This is a genomic window from Paenibacillus sp. NPDC101420, from assembly GCF_050277435.1.
GTDB lineage: Bacteria > Bacillota > Bacilli > Paenibacillales > Paenibacillaceae > Paenibacillus_AQ.
In genome coordinates this window covers 367,294-384,551 of record NZ_JBNNSE010000005.1, presented here as the reverse complement: position 1 = coordinate 384,551, position 17,258 = coordinate 367,294, and the positions used below count along the sequence as shown (strand labels likewise).

Genomic DNA, 17,258 nt, shown 5'->3' with positions numbered 1-17,258 from the left:
AGCCTTATTCATACAAATACCAAGGATAAGAGGGGGATTTAAAATGAAAAAATTACTACTTACTTTTTTTAGTCTGACACTGGTTGTGGTGCTGGCTGCTTGCGGCAATAACAATAATACTTCTAACTCGGCTGCTACTAATGCACCGAAAAATGGTGCTGCAACTGATGCAGAACCTGTAAAATTGGTGGTTGGTGCTTCACCTGTTCCACACGCTGAGATCCTAAAAGCTATTGCTCCATTGCTTGAAGCGCAAGGAATTACATTAGAAATCAAAGAATTCACTGACTATGTTCAACCAAACGTTCAGCTTTCAGAGAAGACTCTGGATGCCAACTTCTTCCAACATCAACCTTACCTGGATGACCAGAATCAAAAGAACGGTTCGGATCTAGTTTCTGTGACAGCCGTTCACGTTGAACCTTTTGGTGCTTATTCCAAAAAAATCAAATCCATCGACGAGCTGGCTGATGGTGCGAAAGTAGCTATCCCGAATGATGCTACAAACGGTGGTCGTGCACTGATCCTGCTTGCCAAAAATGGACTGATTTCATTGAAAGATGATACCAACATCACATCTACCCAAGCAGATATCACTGAGAATAAGAAAAATCTTAAAATCATTGAGCTAGATGCAGCAATGTTAGGTCGTCAATTGGATGAAGTAGATCTTGCCTTGATTAACACTAACTATGCTTTGGAAGCTAACCTAGTTCCTACTAAAGATGCATTGTTCATCGAGGGAACGGATTCCCCTTATGCTAACATCTTGGTAGCTCGTCCTGACAATAAAGATTCCGACGCAATCAAAAAGCTTGCCGCTGCACTGAATTCTCCAGAAGCTAAAGCTTTTATTGAAGAGCAGTACAAAGGCTCGATCATTCCAGCATTTTAAGACAGAAAGCTAACTTAGTCTCTAATTACAGCATAAAACCCGCTGCCTAATGGCATGCGGGTTTTATGCTGTATGTTGTAGGGGAAGGCTAAATCCTCTATAATAAGAAAATCCCGATCTCCTGAAGAGGAGGATCGGGAATGATATTGAATGGGATTAGAATACTTGCATAACTTCTTGTACGCCTTCTACTTCTTCAAGAAGGGCGCGTTCAATCCCGGCTTTCAAGGTGATCGTGGAGCTTGGGCAGCTGCCGCAGGCACCCATAAGTTTCAACTTAACGATGCCGTCTTCTACATCGACCAGTTCAACGTCGCCGCCATCGCGTTGCAGGAACGGACGAAGCTTATCCAGCACTTCCAATACTTCATCATACATTTCGGTGCTTTGTGCATTCTCACTCATTTCTCAATCACTCCTTTCGTAAGTTCATTATAGTACAAAAAGTTAAAAAATAAAATGGTTAGGCGGAATAGGGAGATCATCATGAGACCAATTATTGAATTTTGTGCCAGTAACATGGGTCACGGAACAGACAAGCTAATGCATAAGCTGGAGGAAAATCCAGATTACGATGTGATCGAATACGGATGCCTGAACAATTGTGGGGAATGTTATTTAACCCCGTTTGCCATGGTTGAAGGGGACATCGTTGCAGCAGATACTGTTGACGAGCTAGAAAAGAAAATTGATACTAAAATCAAAGAGCTAGAGGATTGGTTTAATATGGACCTTGATTAAATGCTTTTTGTGGAAAATAAAGGGTTGCTCTTTTTCGTATTTATAACGGAAAAGAGCAGCCCTTAGGTTTATCCTAAAGTGCGTTTTGACATCCAGAGCACCCCGCTCTTAAGGATACGGGGAACCCGTCCTTTGACTGAGCGTTGGCCCATCAGACCAAATCCAGCTTTCTTGCCTAGTGAGCCTAAGGTACCCTTTAGACGAATAGGATGAAGCTTAGGGGGCTCGCCGCGCCACATGGCTTGAATAACCTGAGCAACCTGCTCACCCTGCGCTCCTGCGGCTTGTGCGCTTGGAGCGAATGGTAGGCTGGCACAGTCGCCAATTACATACACTTCTGGATAATCAGGTACACGATAATATTCATCCAGAATGATTCGTCCTCCGCGATCCTTCGGGACTGATAATTCCTGAACAACCTTCACCGGTTGGATCCCTGCGGTCCATACCGTAACATCTGAAAGAATTTCCTCTGTACCGTTAAAAAGCGCATCTTTCTCTACATGGGATACGGAGACACGTCCAAGTGTCTGTACTTGATGGTGGTGAAACCATTCCTCCACGTACTGTGACAGCTTCGCAGGGAAGGCAGATAAGACACGTTCACCGCGATCCAGAATAGCAATATTAAGATCTGGTCGGCTCTCCCGAAGCTCTGCCGCCAATTCCACTCCACTTAGTCCTCCGCCTACAATGTTTATTGTTCCATAAGGCTTCACATCGTTTAAACGTTGGTAAGTTTCGCGTGTTCCTGCAAAGGTCTGGATACTGCAAGTATATTGATCAGCTCCAGGGATGTTATGGTAATTGTCGGTACAACCTAGTGCAATGGCAAGTATGTCATAAGACACAGTCTCGTCAGGCTCCATTGTAACGATTCTACTCTCCAAATCAATGGAACTCACCTCACCGTAACGGATAGTGAGACGGGGATGAACCGGAAACTGGATCCGCAAGTGATAGTCAGTTACTGTACCTGCGGCAAGCGCATAATATTCCGTTTTGATTCCTTGATAAGGCATTCGGTCAATTAAGATAATTTCAATATCCTGTGGAAGGTGATTATTGAGCAATTCTTGAATTAGGGCCAAGCCGCCATAGCCGCCGCCCAGAACGAGTAGTGTTCTCATGCTGACCGAACTTCCTTTCCAATATAGGATAACGGATCTAGGTAGTCTTTTATTCGTATACCTTTATCGCATTGTAGAACGTGTCGCGTTCTACTGGAATTCGTCCAGCACCTTTTACTAACCAGATCAATTCATCGCGAGTGAGGCCTTCAGGTGTTAAGGCACCAGCCGCATGGCTAATGCGTTCTTTAAGAATAGTACCATGGACGTCAGAAGCACCGAAGTTCAGTGCAACTTGAGTAAGCTGAGGACCGATATTAATAAAGTACGCTTTGATGTGATCGAAATTATCCAGCATCAATCTGCTGATCGCAATCGTCTTCAGATCCTCATAAGCGGAGTTGCGGCGCATAATTCCTGCATTCTTGTTCTTAGGCTGCATAGATAATGGAATGAATACCATAAAGCCATTGGTTTCATCCTGTAGATCGCGGATCTGCATCATGTGCCGGATACGATCTTCATGAGATTCAATCGAGCCGTAAAGCATAGTTGTATGTGTCTTCATGCCAAGCTGATGTGCTGTTCGGTGAACTTCTAGATATTCTTCCACATTAGCCTTATCTACACGCATTTTTTTACGGTATTGATCGGATAATATTTCTGCGCCGCCACCAGTAAGTGTCTTAAGTCCTGCAGCACGCAGCTGCTCGAGTACCTCACGAATACTCAATCCGCTAATTCGGGTGAAAAAATCGATTTCGGCTGCAGTGTATGCTTTTAAGGTTACCTCAGGGAAACGTTCATTCAAGGCTTTTAAAGAATCCACGTAATACTGGAAAGGAACCTTGTCATTATGACCGCCTACGATATGGAATTCGCGCACACCTGGATGAATATGCTGTTCGACATATTGCACCATTTCCTGACCGGAAAGGGTATAAGCACCCTCTTCTCCATCATCTTTGCGGAAATTGCAGAATGCACAGTGAGATTCGCAAACATTGGTGAAATATAGACTCATGTTTTCGATAAAATATACCCTGTTGTTGTTCTTTGCAAGATTGACTTCATTTGCTAATTGGCCAATCGTAAGTAGGTCGTTACTTTGATATAAATAAACGCCATCTTCTAAATTCAATCTTTCGCCGCCGCGAACTTTTTCAATAATGTTCATCATTCGGGCGTCTGTTTGGGGGGTGAAAAGAGTAGACATATTATGAATTCCTCCTGAAAGTTTTACGGGGTCCATTGCCCGCAGATAATTCCCAGACTTACCCAGATGGTAGCTGTTCATTCATGAAAATAAAGCGGAGGGTTATCCTCCGTGACAAATTTCCGAATTTTTACTTATGTTTGCCTTCCTTATTATAAACCTCTCTTATAAGGGGATCAACAGCTGGATATGGATGGTTTATTTTGGTGCGATAGGTCAGGCATAAGGCAGTTGTGACTTGAGGGTAATGAAATAGTCGGTTATACTGAGTTTATTAAGTAAATATTTTTAAGAAAGTAACTTTTGGCCGGAAGGTCCCTTAAACATAAGTTTTTCTGTTGAAGTAAGTTTAATTTATAGGAGGATATGATCATGATTAATATTAGCGAAAAGGCAGCAGAACAATTAAAGGCGATGCTTGCTGAACAAGAAGTGCCGAACATGTTCCTCCGTATTGGAGTAACGCCCGGTGGTTGCAGTGGATTCTCTTACGCTATGGGCTTTGATGATAATGAAACCGATCAGGACGTATATATGGACATCCAAGAAATGAAGGTTGTCGTGGAGAAAGAAAATCTTCGTTACCTTGATGGTCTCGAAATTGATTTTGAAGAATCCGGCATGACAGGTGGCTTCACCATTAATAACCCGAACGCTACTGCAACCTGTGGCTGTGGCTCAAGCTTCCGTACAGCTACGGATGCAGGTAAACCGAACGAAGAGCCTTGCTAATCGCGCTATATCAACGTTTTTACTCCGTTGATCTGAACGGTAGCCTCTCGCGAACATGCGTTTGGAACTGCGGATTGTACCGGTGAAAATGAACGTTAACAGCCCCGAAGACCCGGAGTTAACAACCCGGAAATAGACGTTTGTGGGTTGTGGATTACGACCTCTACGACGTATTTAGTCCGCGACTAATGCGTATTGGAGGTCGTTTTTATGTCGTTAAATAAACGTACACGGCGCGTTCCAAACGGAGCCCGCACGCTAAGAGAGTTTTCGAAGATAACTCTAGATCAAGCGCGTTAGACTTCGCTATTAATGCAAAACGAGCGGAGGGGCTGCGCGATCGCACGTTACTAGATTGCGGAAAGCATTACGGTTACTTTATAAAGTGGTTGAACGATAAGTATCCGGAGGTAGAATACGCGGGGGATATAACGACTTCGATGGTGCGGGATCATATCGCGTTTATGAAGTACGATCAGGTGCGCTATGAGGGACACAAGTATATATGGGAAGAAAATCAGCGCATAGGCCTGTCAGATACGACGGTTAATATCCGACTTCGTACGCTTAAGGCGATATTTAATCAGCTTGATCGCGACGAACTACTTGAAATCAATCCGTTTACGAAGGTTAAGCTCATACGCCAGGACGTGGACTTAACGAATTGCCTTACGGATGATGAAGTTAAGGCGATACTAGCGCAGTCAAATCAGCGGGATTTCGTAGGTTTTGGGGATTATGTGGCGATTGTCACGATTTTAGATAGCGGACTTAGAATTTCAGAATTACTAAAAATAAGCGTCACGGATATCGACTTTCAAACGCGATTTATCGTTCTACCTGGCGAGATGAACAAAAATAGAAAGCCGAGAATGGTTTCAATATCGGCACACACTGCGAAATTACTACTGCAACTAGTAGAAGAGAATCGTCAATTTTTTACGACAAATCGCATATTCATGTCATCGTTTGGTGAGCCTGTAACCGCTACGCACTTCAATAAGCGGCTAAAGTATTACGGTGAGAAAGCGGGAGTCACCGGTAAGAAAATGACAGCGCACGTCTACCGGCATACGTGGGCGCGTGCTATGATATTAAACGGGGCTGACCCCTGTACCCTTCAAAAAATGGGTGGATGGTCCGATATTCGTACGATGCGTCGCTATATTCAAATGGATATTGATGATATGCGGAAGAGTCACGATGAATATTCGCCAGCAGACAGGTTCATTAAGAGACGGAAATAAAAAAAGCGCCCGACTCCGGATTATATCGGGGTCGTGCGCTTTCTCTGTTTGCAGTTATGTGGTAGCCTTTCGAGGACACAACGAGGAGGTTACATATATGGATTACAAGGAAAAAAGAAAATTAATGCTTGAGGCACGGGAGGCAAAAGAGATGCCGGACATGCACTCCGCATCGACTATCTTCATTAAATCACGCAAGCTAAAGAATTTGTCAGAGAATACGATAGCCTCGTATAAGCAGTCGCTCACTATGTTCCACGAATTTTTAGACGAGAATGGCATCTAAAAAATAAACGAGATAATCGTTGAGGACATTCAAGGGTTCATTCAAACGAGAATGGACGACGGTAACAGCGCGCCGACGATAAATAAGTACATACGGAGTTTGCGGGCGTTCTTTAATTTCCTTTGCAGCAACGGTTACTTAACGGAGAATCCTATCGAATCTGTGGATAAGCTCGCGGAAGAAAAACGAGTACTCCGGACACTGAGCCGCGATCAGGTGACGGCGTTACTTGATGAACCTAACCGTTCAACGCCAGCAGGTTATCGCAATTACGTGTTTTTACTCTTAATCCTTAATACCGGGATACGTTTAGAAGAAGCGTTATCGTTTGGTGTTGAGGACATATACTGGCAGGAGCGCGTCATTAAAGTTTTCGGAAAGGGGAGTAAGGAGAGGTATATCCACGCCGAGAAACTCGTAGATAGATTCGCGGTAATCAAACAACGCAGCCGGTTCGTATTCAAGCGCCTTCCGTTCGTGATATGTAACGGAAATAGCACGTAATGCGACGTAGATCGAGGCGTCATCCCCTGGAAGGACTACGCGAGATTCCGAACGATCGCGCATGTAGGAGAGTATTTGCTGGATAATTGTACGGTCGCCACCCGTTTGATACGCGGCTACTGCTTGGCGAAAGTCCATCCGTATTCCTCCTCCGTTTATAGAAAAAGGGCATCCGCAAATCTGCGAACACCCCTCGTCCTAATCGTCTCTTACTTCTCGCTCTCCTCTGCGCACACTAATAGTGTCGGCTACCTTACGTGGCATACTCGTTTATATACAACCAAACAAAAGGAGGCGTCGTTATGGATCAGCTAACGAGTGCCTTTTCTTCTGGTTATCAAGCGGATAGGATTGCTTTTAATAATTGCGAATTTCAAGTTACCAATGCGCCATTGCTAGTGGAAGCAACTTGTACAAGCGTTTCGTTCGACGTTTCGAATCCTGTATTCCATGGGGGATTACCCTTTATTTATTTGCCGTACCTCGAACCAGCATACATTAAACGGATAAGCATCTTCGGTGGGCGAGTAGGCACTAACGTTAAACCTATTGATTTACCAGGTAACGCGTACTCTCCAAATATAACAAGGATTAATATACCTAACGTTTATTTAACGGAAAAACATGAACTGAGCGTCCAAAGTGCTAAAACAACAAAAACATATTATATAGCTCATGGTTTATCCTCTACTCCAAACTATATTAATGTGGCTAGTGGATCTGAGGATATTGGGAATACTAGAATATTAAAAGTTGAAAGAGAAGCAACTAATATTATTATAACGTTGGCTTCTTTTCCAATTGTAGGGACAAATAATTTAATTTTTTATTATGAAGCAAAGGCCTACAATCACTACCAATAATTGATAGATTCGAGTATGATAATAACGTTAATACCGGGTAAGTAAGGTATAAAATTAACAGGATGGGGATAACTAATGTCTAAGACTTTTCGCTATAATATATCTTTGCTTAGAGTGTTCGCACTAATTATGGTGGTTTTAGGACACACATTAATGTATGATAGCCCGGTTATGCTTGGTGTCTATAAAATAATTTATTCTTTTCACATTCCTCTGTTTGTATTTGTGTCTGGGTATCTTTTTATAGATTCTCAAACGAGGATACAAAAAGAATTTGTGTCGATATTTATAAATAGATTTAAACGCTTAATAATACCTTGTTTTATAGTTGCTCTACTTTGGATCATCCCTTCTCATATTTTTATAACCAGAGATTTGGGTAGTTCATTTTCCGAGATTTGGGTAAAAATTATAGACATATTGTCAGGCAATGTTGAACATCTATGGTTTCTATTAATGCTATTTTGGACAACAATTATTTTTTACCCATTAAGTTTATTTTTTAAAAGCAAATACGCACCTTTCGCAATACCCTTAATTGGAATTGTGTTGGCATGGATATTTGTAAATACCAGCCTGTATACGTTACCTAATTTCTACTCTATTTCCCAAGTGTCAAAGTATTTATTTTACTTTTATATGGGGGCTGTACTTTGTGAATATCGGGAGAAGATTGACGTGACTATTCGGGGAAATCCATTGCTTACTGTATTTATTTTGGGGTTATTGGTGTGGAATAGTCAACTATATATACTTGCTAATTTCGATACTTATGTCGGGGCTTGGTTCATCATATCCCATCTAAAGGCATATTTTGTTGTTTCGACGATAACAATTTTATTTCTATACGCTGTCGCAGTTTCCATTGAGCACATATTTAAAACTTTCTTTGAGAGAAGCAAGGTGATTTCCTTTCTAGATAAAGAAAGTTTAGGGATATATTATTTCCATATCCAAATGGGGACGATAGTAATACCGTTAATTAATAAAATAAAGTTCCAACTTACTGTATTTAATAAAATATGTATACTCTTCTTTTCTATGATATTACTGTCATCAATTATGATTATAGTATATAGAAAAATTAGGATGAGGTTGAGACATATAAATAGAAATTCAAATACTTCTATTGACTTGAATTAATTAATATTAAATTACGTTTTAGGACCAAACTGGGCACCATTACGCAAGCCTCCGTAAGAATCACACACGGAGGTTTTTGCGTTATTCCACACGAAAGGAGACGCACGCCTATGTCGTTTCTCGGCGCATTTAATCGCGCACCCTTTAATCGCCCTTACGTTATCCAAACGTTCTCTAACGTTACGATCGCATCCGAAACGGACGTATCTGCACGTTTAAACGCGGACTTCGCGGTCGGCATCGTATTTGACACCGTGACGGAATTTAACGGAGCTCCAACGCGCGATATCGCATCCGCAGCAGTATTCGAATCGGCTACGGAGTTACTCACGTCAATGATCCGCGAACGCCTGCACACGGCGGGCATCCGGTCAGCTACGCAATTTAACGCATAAGTCCGCTATATGCATGTCGACAAGCTCGCGTTTACTGGCGGCTTCAGTCCCGGCGATAAACTCGTCATGACGTTAAGAAGCAGACGATTATGCTAAACGGAGTCAACGCGATTCACTTGCTAGACGGAGATTTCTTCGAACTCGGCCTCGAACTGAACGAAGTCACCTACACAGACAACGAAGCAGCTCGCGAAATCCTAACGCGCATTTGATTAAAGCTTTGCAATCGTACGACCGTTTCCGCAAGCGCATCGGCATCCTACGCGACGCTTACGACATCACACGAACGCGGCGGATTAACACAGATTATACGCTGACTTTTACCGTCCCGATGACGTCCGATGATTTCCGCGATAAGTTGCCGCTAAAGGGTCATGTAATGGATGAGCGCGGTCAATATTACGTAATTAATAAGCGTGAACGATCGCGCGAAGATCGCAAGCTTATCATAAAGATATCGTGTTCACACGTTATATTTAAAATCGCGAACTATAAATTTCCGTACGCTTCGTACATAAAGGAAGGCTACGGAAATCATATTACGCAATTAACAGCGCTCATCTCGGCGGCAACCGGTGGGCGTTTTTCTATTTCCGTCGATGATACGTTTGATCTCGCTGACGTTAAAGCGTTCGGCGGCGGCAACTGTCTCGAGGCGCTCAACGCGGTCATTAACCTATATGGCGGAAGTTGGGCCGGATAACTTTGCGCTTCACTTGCGTAAAAAGATCGGCAATCCCGCGTCAGACTATCGGATTCAAGTAACACGGAATTTGATCGCAGCATCTTTTACGGATAGCGCATCGTCATTATGTACGCGGCTTTATGCGGAAATGAAAGATTCGCGGACATTGATCGGTCAGCCTGCGTCGATATTAACCGCGGATGAACAAGCGCGACTTAGCGTGATACCTGGTGCAATTACTGACGGAATCTTCCGCGTTAACTATCTCGTATCTCCGTATGCGGATGTGTGGGCTTCGGATAGCGTTCCGTTTTACGACGACTTGTTAACGGAGCAAGACGTAACCGATTCGCTTAAGCTCGTAGCTGCCGCGAGATTACGCTTATACGAACGCGAAGTACCGGCGCTTGAGGTATCCGTTAGCGCTGCAGATTTATTTAAGATCGACAAGCAAGAAGCGCGTCCCGGCCTCGGCGATACAGTGATGCTCGTAGATCCAACGCTCGGCTTAACGGGCATCACAGCGCGAATTACGGAAATGACGGAGTATCCGTATGCGCCCGATAAACATACACAATTAACGGTCGCGAATGTAATGAAACGTGACTATACACGTATACTTGCGGACTTGGAGGCAGGACGGTGCGCTATAGAGAACGTATTTAGCGGCGGAAGAATCAGAGCGGAAGTATTCGAAGAGTTTGCGCGGCTTGCGGTTAACGAGATCAACGCGAGTAAAACGGAGATTAAATACGATGAGCGCGGAATCGTTCTGCAGTCGAAAACGGACCCATCCGATCAAGTTATACTGACGTCAAACGGACTTATCTTAACGACGGATGCCGGAGCTACAGCACGGATAGCGATGACGGCGACCGGCATAGCAGCGGAGGTAATCGCGGGGCAACTCGGTAGTTTCGTATCGATGGTTATCGGCAGCGGTAATAACGTAGTCAAGATTAATACGAACGGTATCAGCGCAGGGCATGACGATTTTAGCTCCGCGCCTTTCCGTTTAGATATGGCGGGCAACGTCGTGCTCAATAAGCTGACCGCTAACTCTGCGAATATTCTATCGTCCAACTTTACGAATGGCGCGATTGTCGGTTCGTCAATTAACGTTGGTAACGGGGTATTCACGGTAGACACCGCCGGTAATATGCGAGCGACGAGCGGTGACTTTAGCGGATTCATTAGCGCATCCTCCATTACCGGTACGACTATTACGGGCGGCACGATAACGGGTGCTAAGATACAGACGTCTGCCTCCGTTTATCCGCGCGTAGTGATCGATCCGACAAGCGTGGCGTTCGGCGTATATGCGGACCCAAATAACGGGATTCAGATACCAGCGTTTGATGGCGGCATGAGTAAGATTATATTTAACGCAAACGGTAATCAGTCTACGATATTCAATTCGCCCTCCTCCGGATTCATCGTATCTGGATACTCAAGAGTAGGATTATCAGGCGGAGAGGTTGATTTGATGCCGTCGAGCGGATATGTGCGAGTCCCTTCTTAGTCTAAGTTTTTCAGTAATTCGTCTCTAGGAACTCTGCAAAGTGAGCTTGACGCATTATGGAACGCCCTTTCCAATAAAGCAGACCGAAACCACTCACATACTGTATCTATCCCGAATCATAACCACGGAAATCCAGCTAATGCAACAAGTGGCGGCGGAACGTTTACGACATCTGCTTCGTAATGGTACTATTAGGTAAATGCTATTACGGAGGTTATCAGGTGAAAAAGTTTATTTCCGGCGTCATAGTTGGCGCGTTGCTATTTTCGGGTGTAACTGTCTTTGCAGATTCGGCAAGTCTTATTGGTCAAAAAGTTTAAGGATTATTTACTATAGAGAAGAATGGCAAGAAAGTTGATGACGCTATCATCATCAACGGCACTGCCTATGCGCCTGTTCGTTCGGTTGCGGAAGCATCGGGCGCTAAATTAACCGTCGAAGGGAAGGAAATCATAATGGGCGAAGCGACTAAGGGAGTCATAAACGAAAAGTCTCTATCAGAACTAACGAGCAAGCGGGAGACTCTCGTTACTAGTAGCGCGAAACTTGAAGCTAGTATTAAAGGTAATGAAGAAAACAATATTCCCTTTCATGAAAACCTTTCTAAAGAGCTAGTTAATAACGGTACCTTAGGCGCACAGAATCAAGAAGCAGCGGACGCTTATAAACAACAAGTGAGGGAGGACAAAGTAAAGCTTACCGAACTTCAAGCGCAATTAACTGAGATCGACGCTAAGATTGCGCAGCTCGGCGAATAATATACGCAAAATAACGAAGAGTCTCGCATCCATTGCGGGGCTCTTTTTACGTAGAGGAGATGTTATATGAAAGTACGCGCATTACTCGAATGTACGATAGATACTGCTAACCCAGCGCCAGAGCTCGCCGCAACTATTAGCGCAGTCCTAGCCGCACTACCTAACGCTGAATCCCGCCTATCTGTACTCCAAACGCTCGACGACGAAATCTGTCCGCGCATTAGCGGATTATCTTGCGCCTGAAACGGAGGCGGCTTCGTTATGGACGGAACACTATGGGCGGAGGTCGCCAAGAACGTAATATTTGCGGTAGCAGCCGCAGTTATCGCGTGGACATTATGGATAGAGATGCGCCGAATGTCCGACGAAGCTCGCGCGCGTGAAGAACGCATAAGTACGGAAGCCAAGTCGGAACGCGAGCGGATGCACAGCGAAGCAATTGCGCGTGAGGATCGCTTGATGAAGCTGGCGGAAGGACTGACGGATCGATTCGAAGCGCTGGCCGGTCAATACGAGAACCTGGCGCTCGATGTCCGCGATATTAAAACGATAGTACACGGAAAGGATGCTGCGTAAATATAGGCAACAATACGCCACTAGGCGTAACAATTGAACAGGTGCGTGCGAAATCCGCCGTTAAGTTGGTCGGGCTTATTCCGTGTGTCAAAGCGGCAGCCGAAGCGCTTATCGATCGGTCATATACGCTAGGTATTCCGATCGTCTTTACGCAAGGGTTACATACGTTTGCGGAGCAGAACGCGCTATACGAACAGGGACGCACGAAGCCGGGAAGTATCGTAACGAATCCGCGCGGAGGATATTCGAATCATAACTTCGGCGTGGCGATTGATTTCGCGTTACTTACGAACGATGGGAAATCCGTATCTTGGGATACGAAGCTAGACGGTAAATCGGAACGGTAAAGCAGATTGGAACGAAGTAGGTACGCTGGCAAAGGCGCTCGGCTGAACGTGGGGAGGCGATTGGAAAACGTTCCTTGACCTGCCGCATTTCGAAATGACGTTCGGATTATCCACCGCACAGTACCGCGCGGGTAAATGTCCGACACAGGCGCAGATAAACGCGATACTGAAATTAATCGAAGGAGATGACTCAATGATTGCGGAGCAGTTTAGCGCGTTACAGAAAACGGTGGAGGAACAGGCTGCGGTTGTACAGGCACAAGCTAAACGGATTGAATCGCTCGAAGGCAAGGCGAAGTTGAGCGCAATTCCGGTATGGGCAACACAGGCGTGTGTTAACGCTAAGCTGGCGGGCTTTGTTGATACGACGGCGGACGGTAGCTACGATTTCTACCGGTTCGTGACGTTGCTAGATCGCGCAGGAATGTTCGTAAAGGAGGCGAAATAATACGATGAGCAATAACGATTTAAAAAGGCCAGTTCTTATGGGTTGGATACCGTAGGGACTGCGCCTTTTTTTATTTAGAATTACTCTAGAATGCTGTTTCAAAGGTGCTCGATATTTTATTTATCTGAAAAATTTAGTTGTAACCTGAGTATCTGGAAGTTCCAGTTCGATTACCTCTCTTCTATTCTCATACCCATAGATTAATTTTCCGTCTAGGTGGGTAGAGGGGAGGTATAATTCGAATTCAAAATTATTATCACCAACTAAGCTAATAGTTACATCTTGAAATTCTGTTGATAAAACGGAATTCTAGTTTTATTATCTTTTCTTTTCTTTATATTTTTTTACTTTTACTAAATCTACAAATGCCTGTTGCACCGTAGGCTTCTTATGGAGAGCGATTTGTTGAATAGTAGCAACAAATTTATTACGGTCTCTTTCCTGTATAATCCCATAAATGTCTGGAAGATTAAATTTATCAAGAATTTTGTCTTTAAATGAATTTAGCTTTTGAAAGTCATCTATTCTGAAGCAAATCTTAGTTGGGTCTATAGCTCCGTTTATATGAGAAAACTCAAAACCAGGGAGAAGTATGGAGTGATAATCCCTAGCAGTTGCCCATGTTGCTCCCATCTCATTTAAGTATGGGGTACTGGAGTAGTAATTGTCAGAGAAAGTATAGATAATACAAGAATGTTCTGATTGAATTGGTCTTTTAGGTAATCGTAAATTTTTTCACCGAGTGGTATTCCGTAGCCTTCAAAGGAACTACAGAAAATACTCTCTTTGTTTTTTGGAATTCCAATGTCATTGAGAAGCTGAATGATTTGCTCAACATACTCAACGTAAGAGGAAGAGTGACTTATAAATATTTTTTCATATGTTTGTCCTTCAAAAGCTTGACTGATATCGTTTGAGGATGCATCAATAGGTAACTTTTGTAGAGCTCTTAAAACGCCCATCATATTTTCATAATGTGTCTCACCGCGGTTATAAGCTACCTCAGCAGCTTTTTGGAATTTTTCATTAAGAGGGCTATCTTTAAAATACTTATTCATAAAAACTAAACTCTGAGAAATCCAGAATTGATAATCTTCACCGGTTATGTATCCACCGAACTCTGTTCTTGTGTACCCTTTTCCTTTATTAGTGGCCCCGTGGTGATTAGGTCTTCTAAGGTGGACATCATTGATTCTGTTATCATAGAAGTTTTTCCCCAGTACAAGTAATTACTATCTATATTACCATATATTGAGGAACAGTTGTTTACAAAACATGTGTTATTAGGGTAAGATACAGTTAGCGAGATTAGGCGTTGTAGAGGCGCGTAATTAACAAGTGGTTGTGCGGATTAACAATCCCCGACACCGAATTAAAACGTTGATCTGACGCGGTTTTAAGCCGACCGTTAGCCTAACGTCGCTTCACCATTAATAACCCGAACGCTACTGCAACCTGTGGCTGTGGCTCAAGCTTCCGTACAGCTACGGATGCAGGAAAACCGAACGAAGAGCCTTGCTAATCGCGACGTTACGCCTTCAAGCCCCATGTTGAGTTCTACAACACGAGCTTGGAGGCTTTTTTTATTCTCAATGACAAAAGTCATCACAAGGAGCTCTAAGCATGCTAATTAGGAAATTAAACGCAGAAGAACAACCACCCTTACATTTGTTGTTATTAGCCGATCCTTCCCTAAGTCTTGTTGAAGCGTATTTAAAAAGAGGGCAATGTTTTGTAGCTGAAGTGGAGAATTGCATTATAGGTGTCTATGTTTTGCTACAAACGAGACCTGAGACAGTGGAGCTAGTAAATATAGCCGTTGATGAGAATCAGCAAAGTAAAGGGATAGGAAAGCAGTTGGTCTATCATGCGATTCAGAATGCGAGATTACTTGGTGCGAAGACGATTGAAGTGGGTACGGGGAATTCTAGTGTAGGACAACTGGCTCTTTATCAGAAATGTGGATTTAGAATTACCGGAATCGATAGAGATTTTTTTATCAGACATTACAGTGAAGAGATTGTTGAAAATGGGATCAAGGTAGTGGATATGATCCGTCTTACGCTAGATATATGAGTGACATACAAACAAAAGCCCTCCGATGGAATTCCTCGAGAGGGCTTTTGTTTGTTCCTGCGTACAATTAGGCTGGAATAATAAACTTGTAATTAATCATAAACACGATGAGCCCTGCGGCTCCAAGGGAAAAGGCAATACAGCCAGCACCCAGTGCTCTGCGCCTGTCTTTAATGAATTTAAAGCCAATAGCGCAGATCAGTATAGTCGTTCCAGCCAATACGATGGACATCCCAAGCATGGCCACCCAATATAATACCTCGAAAAACTGAGCCATTCCGAGCCCTCCCCGCGCTGTTTTTTAGCGAGCCTCTAATTCATTATTATATAGTAGGAATTGAAAATGTAACCGCTATTAATAATACAACGATTTTGAAGATTATTCTAGTTATAGTGAACTCATCCATTGCGATTTAGATGTCGAATGTTCAGAAATGAGGTTCTACAAAATCTGCAATCTAACCTGCGAGGTTGAGAATGTTGTCGATACAAGCTCTAAGCCCTTTTTGCTAAGAGCTTCCTCCTACACGGACAATCATACAAGAGGGTGGGGCCTTTTCTGAGTAATGTATAGGGTAGGCTGGAATGTGAAAGGAGGGAAAGGACGATGTCGGGAAGACAATTGGCTAGCAAATGGTTGAAGACAGAAGCATTGCTCAGTGACGCGAGGGTTTCTCATTATATACCAATGACGAGGGTGTATTCGGCTGACTCACTGTTAGCTATGCTCCGGAGATACGGAAATGTTGTTATTAAACCAATAGTTGGCGGTGGAGGCTACGGTGTAATTAAAGTGTTTCGGGATAGTCGAGGTTATGGATTTACTTATATGGACAGAACTCGAATTTACAAGGACTTTAGATCCATGAGACGAGCGCTTCATTTCGTCAAGGTTAGACGTAAATATTTGATTCAACAGGGGATTTCTCTCGCCAGAATTGGTGGGCGTCCTATTGATTATCGGGTCAAAGTAGTGAGAAATGGTGGTGTTTGGGAGTTTCGCTCTATGGTGGGAAGATTGGCCCGGCCTGGCCTGTTCGTAACTAATTTATGTAAAGGTGGCACGATGCTTTCTTGTCGAGAAGGACTTCGCAGATCCTTGCCTCGAATTAAAGCCTCAGCGAAGAAAGCAGAAATGCGCAGGCTAACGCTCGTATGTATCGAACTGATGGAGCGGCATTTCCCTGGAATAGGGGAACTGGGTTTTGATTACGCCGTGGATTATTCAGGTAAAATATGGATTCTGGAGGTTAATACAAGACCTCAGTAAATTAACAAAAATTTTAGAATTGACGATAATAGAGTAGTAAGATAAAATTGCGTTTAGTTGCGTTCTTTTGGGGTAAATTATATTGTAATTTATTTACAATAAAAATATATTTTTAGCTGTATACAAGTGGTTCAGTCCTGTGTATAACTATTATCCCCATATTCCACTGTGCAGGTATCACCTTTGTAACGCTTACGCACATATTATACACAGGATTTCCACATGTACTTGTGGATAACACGAACGCTTGTTCGAAAAATGATAGTTTGATATGATAGATTCAGATCCAAATACAGGAAAGGTAGATGAACGTTATGGTTGAATTGTCCGATGAGATGCTTCTAGACTCTTACCATAGAGCGATAGAACTGCAACTTGAGCATGATTTCATCGCTCTTCTACTCGTTGAGATTCGCAAACGAAACTTACACTCTCCAGTTCATGCGGTTCTTCATTAAAAGAGCGCAAAGTATACCTTTGTAGC

26 protein-coding genes and 1 pseudogene are annotated in these 17,258 nt (G+C 43.4%); 20 read left to right on the top strand and 7 right to left on the bottom strand.

Annotated features, from left to right (window positions below):
- Positions 1–43: 43 nt before the first annotated feature.
- Positions 44–895, top strand: a complete 852-nt coding sequence (locus ACQKMP_RS22210) for a MetQ/NlpA family ABC transporter substrate-binding protein (RefSeq protein WP_427471093.1) — start codon at positions 44–46, stop codon at positions 893–895.
- Between the two features lie 156 nt (positions 896–1,051).
- On the opposite strand, the gene ACQKMP_RS22205 is transcribed toward ACQKMP_RS22210, so the two are convergent.
- On the bottom strand, positions 1,052–1,300 hold the full coding sequence (locus ACQKMP_RS22205) for a NifU family protein (protein WP_042130899.1): 249 nt from the start codon (positions 1,298–1,300) through the stop codon (positions 1,052–1,054).
- An 81-nt stretch (positions 1,301–1,381) separates the two neighbouring features.
- Here ACQKMP_RS22205 and ACQKMP_RS22200 point away from each other — a divergent pair, with 81 nt between their 5' ends.
- Positions 1,382–1,636, top strand: coding sequence for a YuzB family protein (locus tag ACQKMP_RS22200; protein WP_427471091.1), 255 nt, complete (start codon positions 1,382–1,384; stop codon positions 1,634–1,636).
- 68 nt (positions 1,637–1,704) lie between these two features.
- Here ACQKMP_RS22200 and ACQKMP_RS22195 read toward each other — a convergent pair whose 3' ends face one another.
- Both ACQKMP_RS22195 and mqnE read right to left on the bottom strand, forming a co-directional pair.
- On the bottom strand, positions 1,705–2,766 hold the full coding sequence (locus ACQKMP_RS22195; RefSeq protein ID WP_427471089.1) for an NAD(P)/FAD-dependent oxidoreductase: 1,062 nt from the start codon (positions 2,764–2,766) through the stop codon (positions 1,705–1,707).
- A 49-nt stretch (positions 2,767–2,815) separates the two neighbouring features.
- A complete protein-coding gene (mqnE, locus tag ACQKMP_RS22190; protein ID WP_076285245.1) occupies positions 2,816–3,922 on the bottom strand; it encodes an aminofutalosine synthase MqnE in 1,107 nt (368 codons plus the stop codon).
- Positions 3,923–4,294: 372 nt separating this feature from the next.
- On the opposite strand from mqnE, the gene ACQKMP_RS22185 reads away from it, so the two are divergent.
- The 6 genes from ACQKMP_RS22185 to ACQKMP_RS22160 all read left to right on the top strand — a co-directional run bounded on the left by ACQKMP_RS22185 (position 4,295) and on the right by ACQKMP_RS22160 (position 8,697).
- The gene (locus ACQKMP_RS22185; protein WP_042191575.1) at positions 4,295–4,654 is read left to right on the top strand and encodes a HesB/IscA family protein; all 360 of its coding nucleotides are present in this window, start codon (positions 4,295–4,297) and stop codon (positions 4,652–4,654) included.
- Between the two features lie 389 nt (positions 4,655–5,043).
- Complete coding sequence (locus ACQKMP_RS22180) at positions 5,044–5,901, top strand: tyrosine-type recombinase/integrase (protein WP_427471087.1); 858 nt, start codon at positions 5,044–5,046, stop codon at positions 5,899–5,901.
- A 97-nt stretch (positions 5,902–5,998) separates the two neighbouring features.
- Positions 5,999–6,187, top strand: a complete 189-nt coding sequence (locus ACQKMP_RS22175; RefSeq protein WP_427471086.1) for a hypothetical protein — start codon at positions 5,999–6,001, stop codon at positions 6,185–6,187.
- Between the two features lie 51 nt (positions 6,188–6,238).
- Positions 6,239–6,691 (top strand): tyrosine-type recombinase/integrase, encoded by a 453-nt coding sequence (locus tag ACQKMP_RS22170; RefSeq protein ID WP_427471084.1) that lies wholly within the window; start codon positions 6,239–6,241, stop codon positions 6,689–6,691.
- A 302-nt stretch (positions 6,692–6,993) separates the two neighbouring features.
- On the top strand, positions 6,994–7,554 hold the full coding sequence (locus ACQKMP_RS22165) for a hypothetical protein (RefSeq protein WP_427471083.1): 561 nt from the start codon (positions 6,994–6,996) through the stop codon (positions 7,552–7,554).
- Positions 7,555–7,629: 75 nt separating this feature from the next.
- A complete protein-coding gene (locus ACQKMP_RS22160) occupies positions 7,630–8,697 on the top strand; it encodes an acyltransferase family protein (RefSeq protein ID WP_427471081.1) in 1,068 nt (355 codons plus the stop codon).
- A gap of 154 nt (positions 8,698–8,851) precedes the next feature.
- Here the strand turns inward: ACQKMP_RS22160 and ACQKMP_RS22155 are convergent, their stop codons facing one another.
- Positions 8,852–9,055 (bottom strand): hypothetical protein, encoded by a 204-nt coding sequence (locus ACQKMP_RS22155; protein ID WP_427471079.1) that lies wholly within the window; start codon positions 9,053–9,055, stop codon positions 8,852–8,854.
- 126 nt (positions 9,056–9,181) lie between these two features.
- Between ACQKMP_RS22155 and ACQKMP_RS22150 the strand changes: the two genes are divergently transcribed.
- The 8 genes from ACQKMP_RS22150 to ACQKMP_RS22115 all read left to right on the top strand — a co-directional run bounded on the left by ACQKMP_RS22150 (position 9,182) and on the right by ACQKMP_RS22115 (position 13,428).
- Positions 9,182–9,304 carry a hypothetical protein gene (locus tag ACQKMP_RS22150; RefSeq protein WP_427471077.1) on the top strand — a complete coding sequence of 41 codons (123 nt, stop codon included), beginning with the start codon at positions 9,182–9,184 and terminating at the stop codon, positions 9,302–9,304.
- Positions 9,301–9,795, top strand: coding sequence for a prophage endopeptidase tail family protein (locus ACQKMP_RS22145; RefSeq protein WP_427471075.1), 495 nt, complete (start codon positions 9,301–9,303; stop codon positions 9,793–9,795). The genes ACQKMP_RS22150 and ACQKMP_RS22145 overlap by 4 nt, the downstream gene beginning before the upstream one ends.
- A complete protein-coding gene (locus tag ACQKMP_RS22140) occupies positions 9,773–11,299 on the top strand; it encodes a phage tail protein (protein WP_427471073.1) in 1,527 nt (508 codons plus the stop codon). Before ACQKMP_RS22145 ends, ACQKMP_RS22140 begins: the two co-directional genes overlap by 23 nt.
- A gap of 455 nt (positions 11,300–11,754) precedes the next feature.
- Entirely contained in the window at positions 11,755–12,057 is a 303-nt protein-coding gene (locus ACQKMP_RS22135; protein ID WP_427471071.1) for a hypothetical protein, read from the top strand.
- A 66-nt stretch (positions 12,058–12,123) separates the two neighbouring features.
- Positions 12,124–12,300 carry a hypothetical protein gene (locus tag ACQKMP_RS22130; RefSeq protein WP_427471069.1) on the top strand — a complete coding sequence of 59 codons (177 nt, stop codon included), beginning with the start codon at positions 12,124–12,126 and terminating at the stop codon, positions 12,298–12,300.
- A gap of 18 nt (positions 12,301–12,318) precedes the next feature.
- Positions 12,319–12,633 (top strand): hypothetical protein, encoded by a 315-nt coding sequence (locus ACQKMP_RS22125; RefSeq protein ID WP_427471068.1) that lies wholly within the window; start codon positions 12,319–12,321, stop codon positions 12,631–12,633.
- 41 nt (positions 12,634–12,674) lie between these two features.
- Complete coding sequence (locus tag ACQKMP_RS22120; RefSeq protein WP_427471066.1) at positions 12,675–12,980, top strand: M15 family metallopeptidase; 306 nt, start codon at positions 12,675–12,677, stop codon at positions 12,978–12,980.
- A gap of 193 nt (positions 12,981–13,173) precedes the next feature.
- Positions 13,174–13,428, top strand: a complete 255-nt coding sequence (locus ACQKMP_RS22115; RefSeq protein WP_427471064.1) for a hypothetical protein — start codon at positions 13,174–13,176, stop codon at positions 13,426–13,428.
- Between the two features lie 318 nt (positions 13,429–13,746).
- On the opposite strand, the gene ACQKMP_RS22110 is transcribed toward ACQKMP_RS22115, so the two are convergent.
- Together ACQKMP_RS22110 and ACQKMP_RS22105 are read right to left on the bottom strand one after the other, a co-directional pair.
- The gene (locus ACQKMP_RS22110) at positions 13,747–14,061 is read right to left on the bottom strand and encodes a hypothetical protein (protein WP_427471062.1); all 315 of its coding nucleotides are present in this window, start codon (positions 14,059–14,061) and stop codon (positions 13,747–13,749) included.
- 5 nt (positions 14,062–14,066) lie between these two features.
- A complete protein-coding gene (locus ACQKMP_RS22105) occupies positions 14,067–14,486 on the bottom strand; it encodes a hypothetical protein (protein WP_427471060.1) in 420 nt (139 codons plus the stop codon).
- Positions 14,487–14,851: 365 nt separating this feature from the next.
- Here ACQKMP_RS22105 and ACQKMP_RS22100 point away from each other — a divergent pair.
- Both ACQKMP_RS22100 and ACQKMP_RS22095 read left to right on the top strand, forming a co-directional pair.
- Positions 14,852–14,950: pseudogene (locus tag ACQKMP_RS22100) on the top strand (iron-sulfur cluster assembly accessory protein); the annotation flags it as partial.
- A gap of 101 nt (positions 14,951–15,051) precedes the next feature.
- A complete protein-coding gene (locus ACQKMP_RS22095) occupies positions 15,052–15,504 on the top strand; it encodes a GNAT family N-acetyltransferase (RefSeq protein ID WP_076285244.1) in 453 nt (150 codons plus the stop codon).
- Positions 15,505–15,571: 67 nt separating this feature from the next.
- Here ACQKMP_RS22095 and ACQKMP_RS22090 read toward each other — a convergent pair whose 3' ends face one another.
- Positions 15,572–15,781 carry a hypothetical protein gene (locus tag ACQKMP_RS22090; RefSeq protein WP_042191571.1) on the bottom strand — a complete coding sequence of 70 codons (210 nt, stop codon included), beginning with the start codon at positions 15,779–15,781 and terminating at the stop codon, positions 15,572–15,574.
- A gap of 330 nt (positions 15,782–16,111) precedes the next feature.
- Between ACQKMP_RS22090 and ACQKMP_RS22085 the strand changes: the two genes are divergently transcribed.
- Positions 16,112–16,774 (top strand): YheC/YheD family protein, encoded by a 663-nt coding sequence (locus ACQKMP_RS22085; protein WP_042191569.1) that lies wholly within the window; start codon positions 16,112–16,114, stop codon positions 16,772–16,774.
- Positions 16,775–17,088: 314 nt separating this feature from the next.
- A complete protein-coding gene (locus ACQKMP_RS22080; RefSeq protein WP_036685584.1) occupies positions 17,089–17,232 on the top strand; it encodes a sporulation histidine kinase inhibitor Sda in 144 nt (47 codons plus the stop codon).
- The last annotated feature ends 26 nt before the right edge of the window (positions 17,233–17,258 follow it).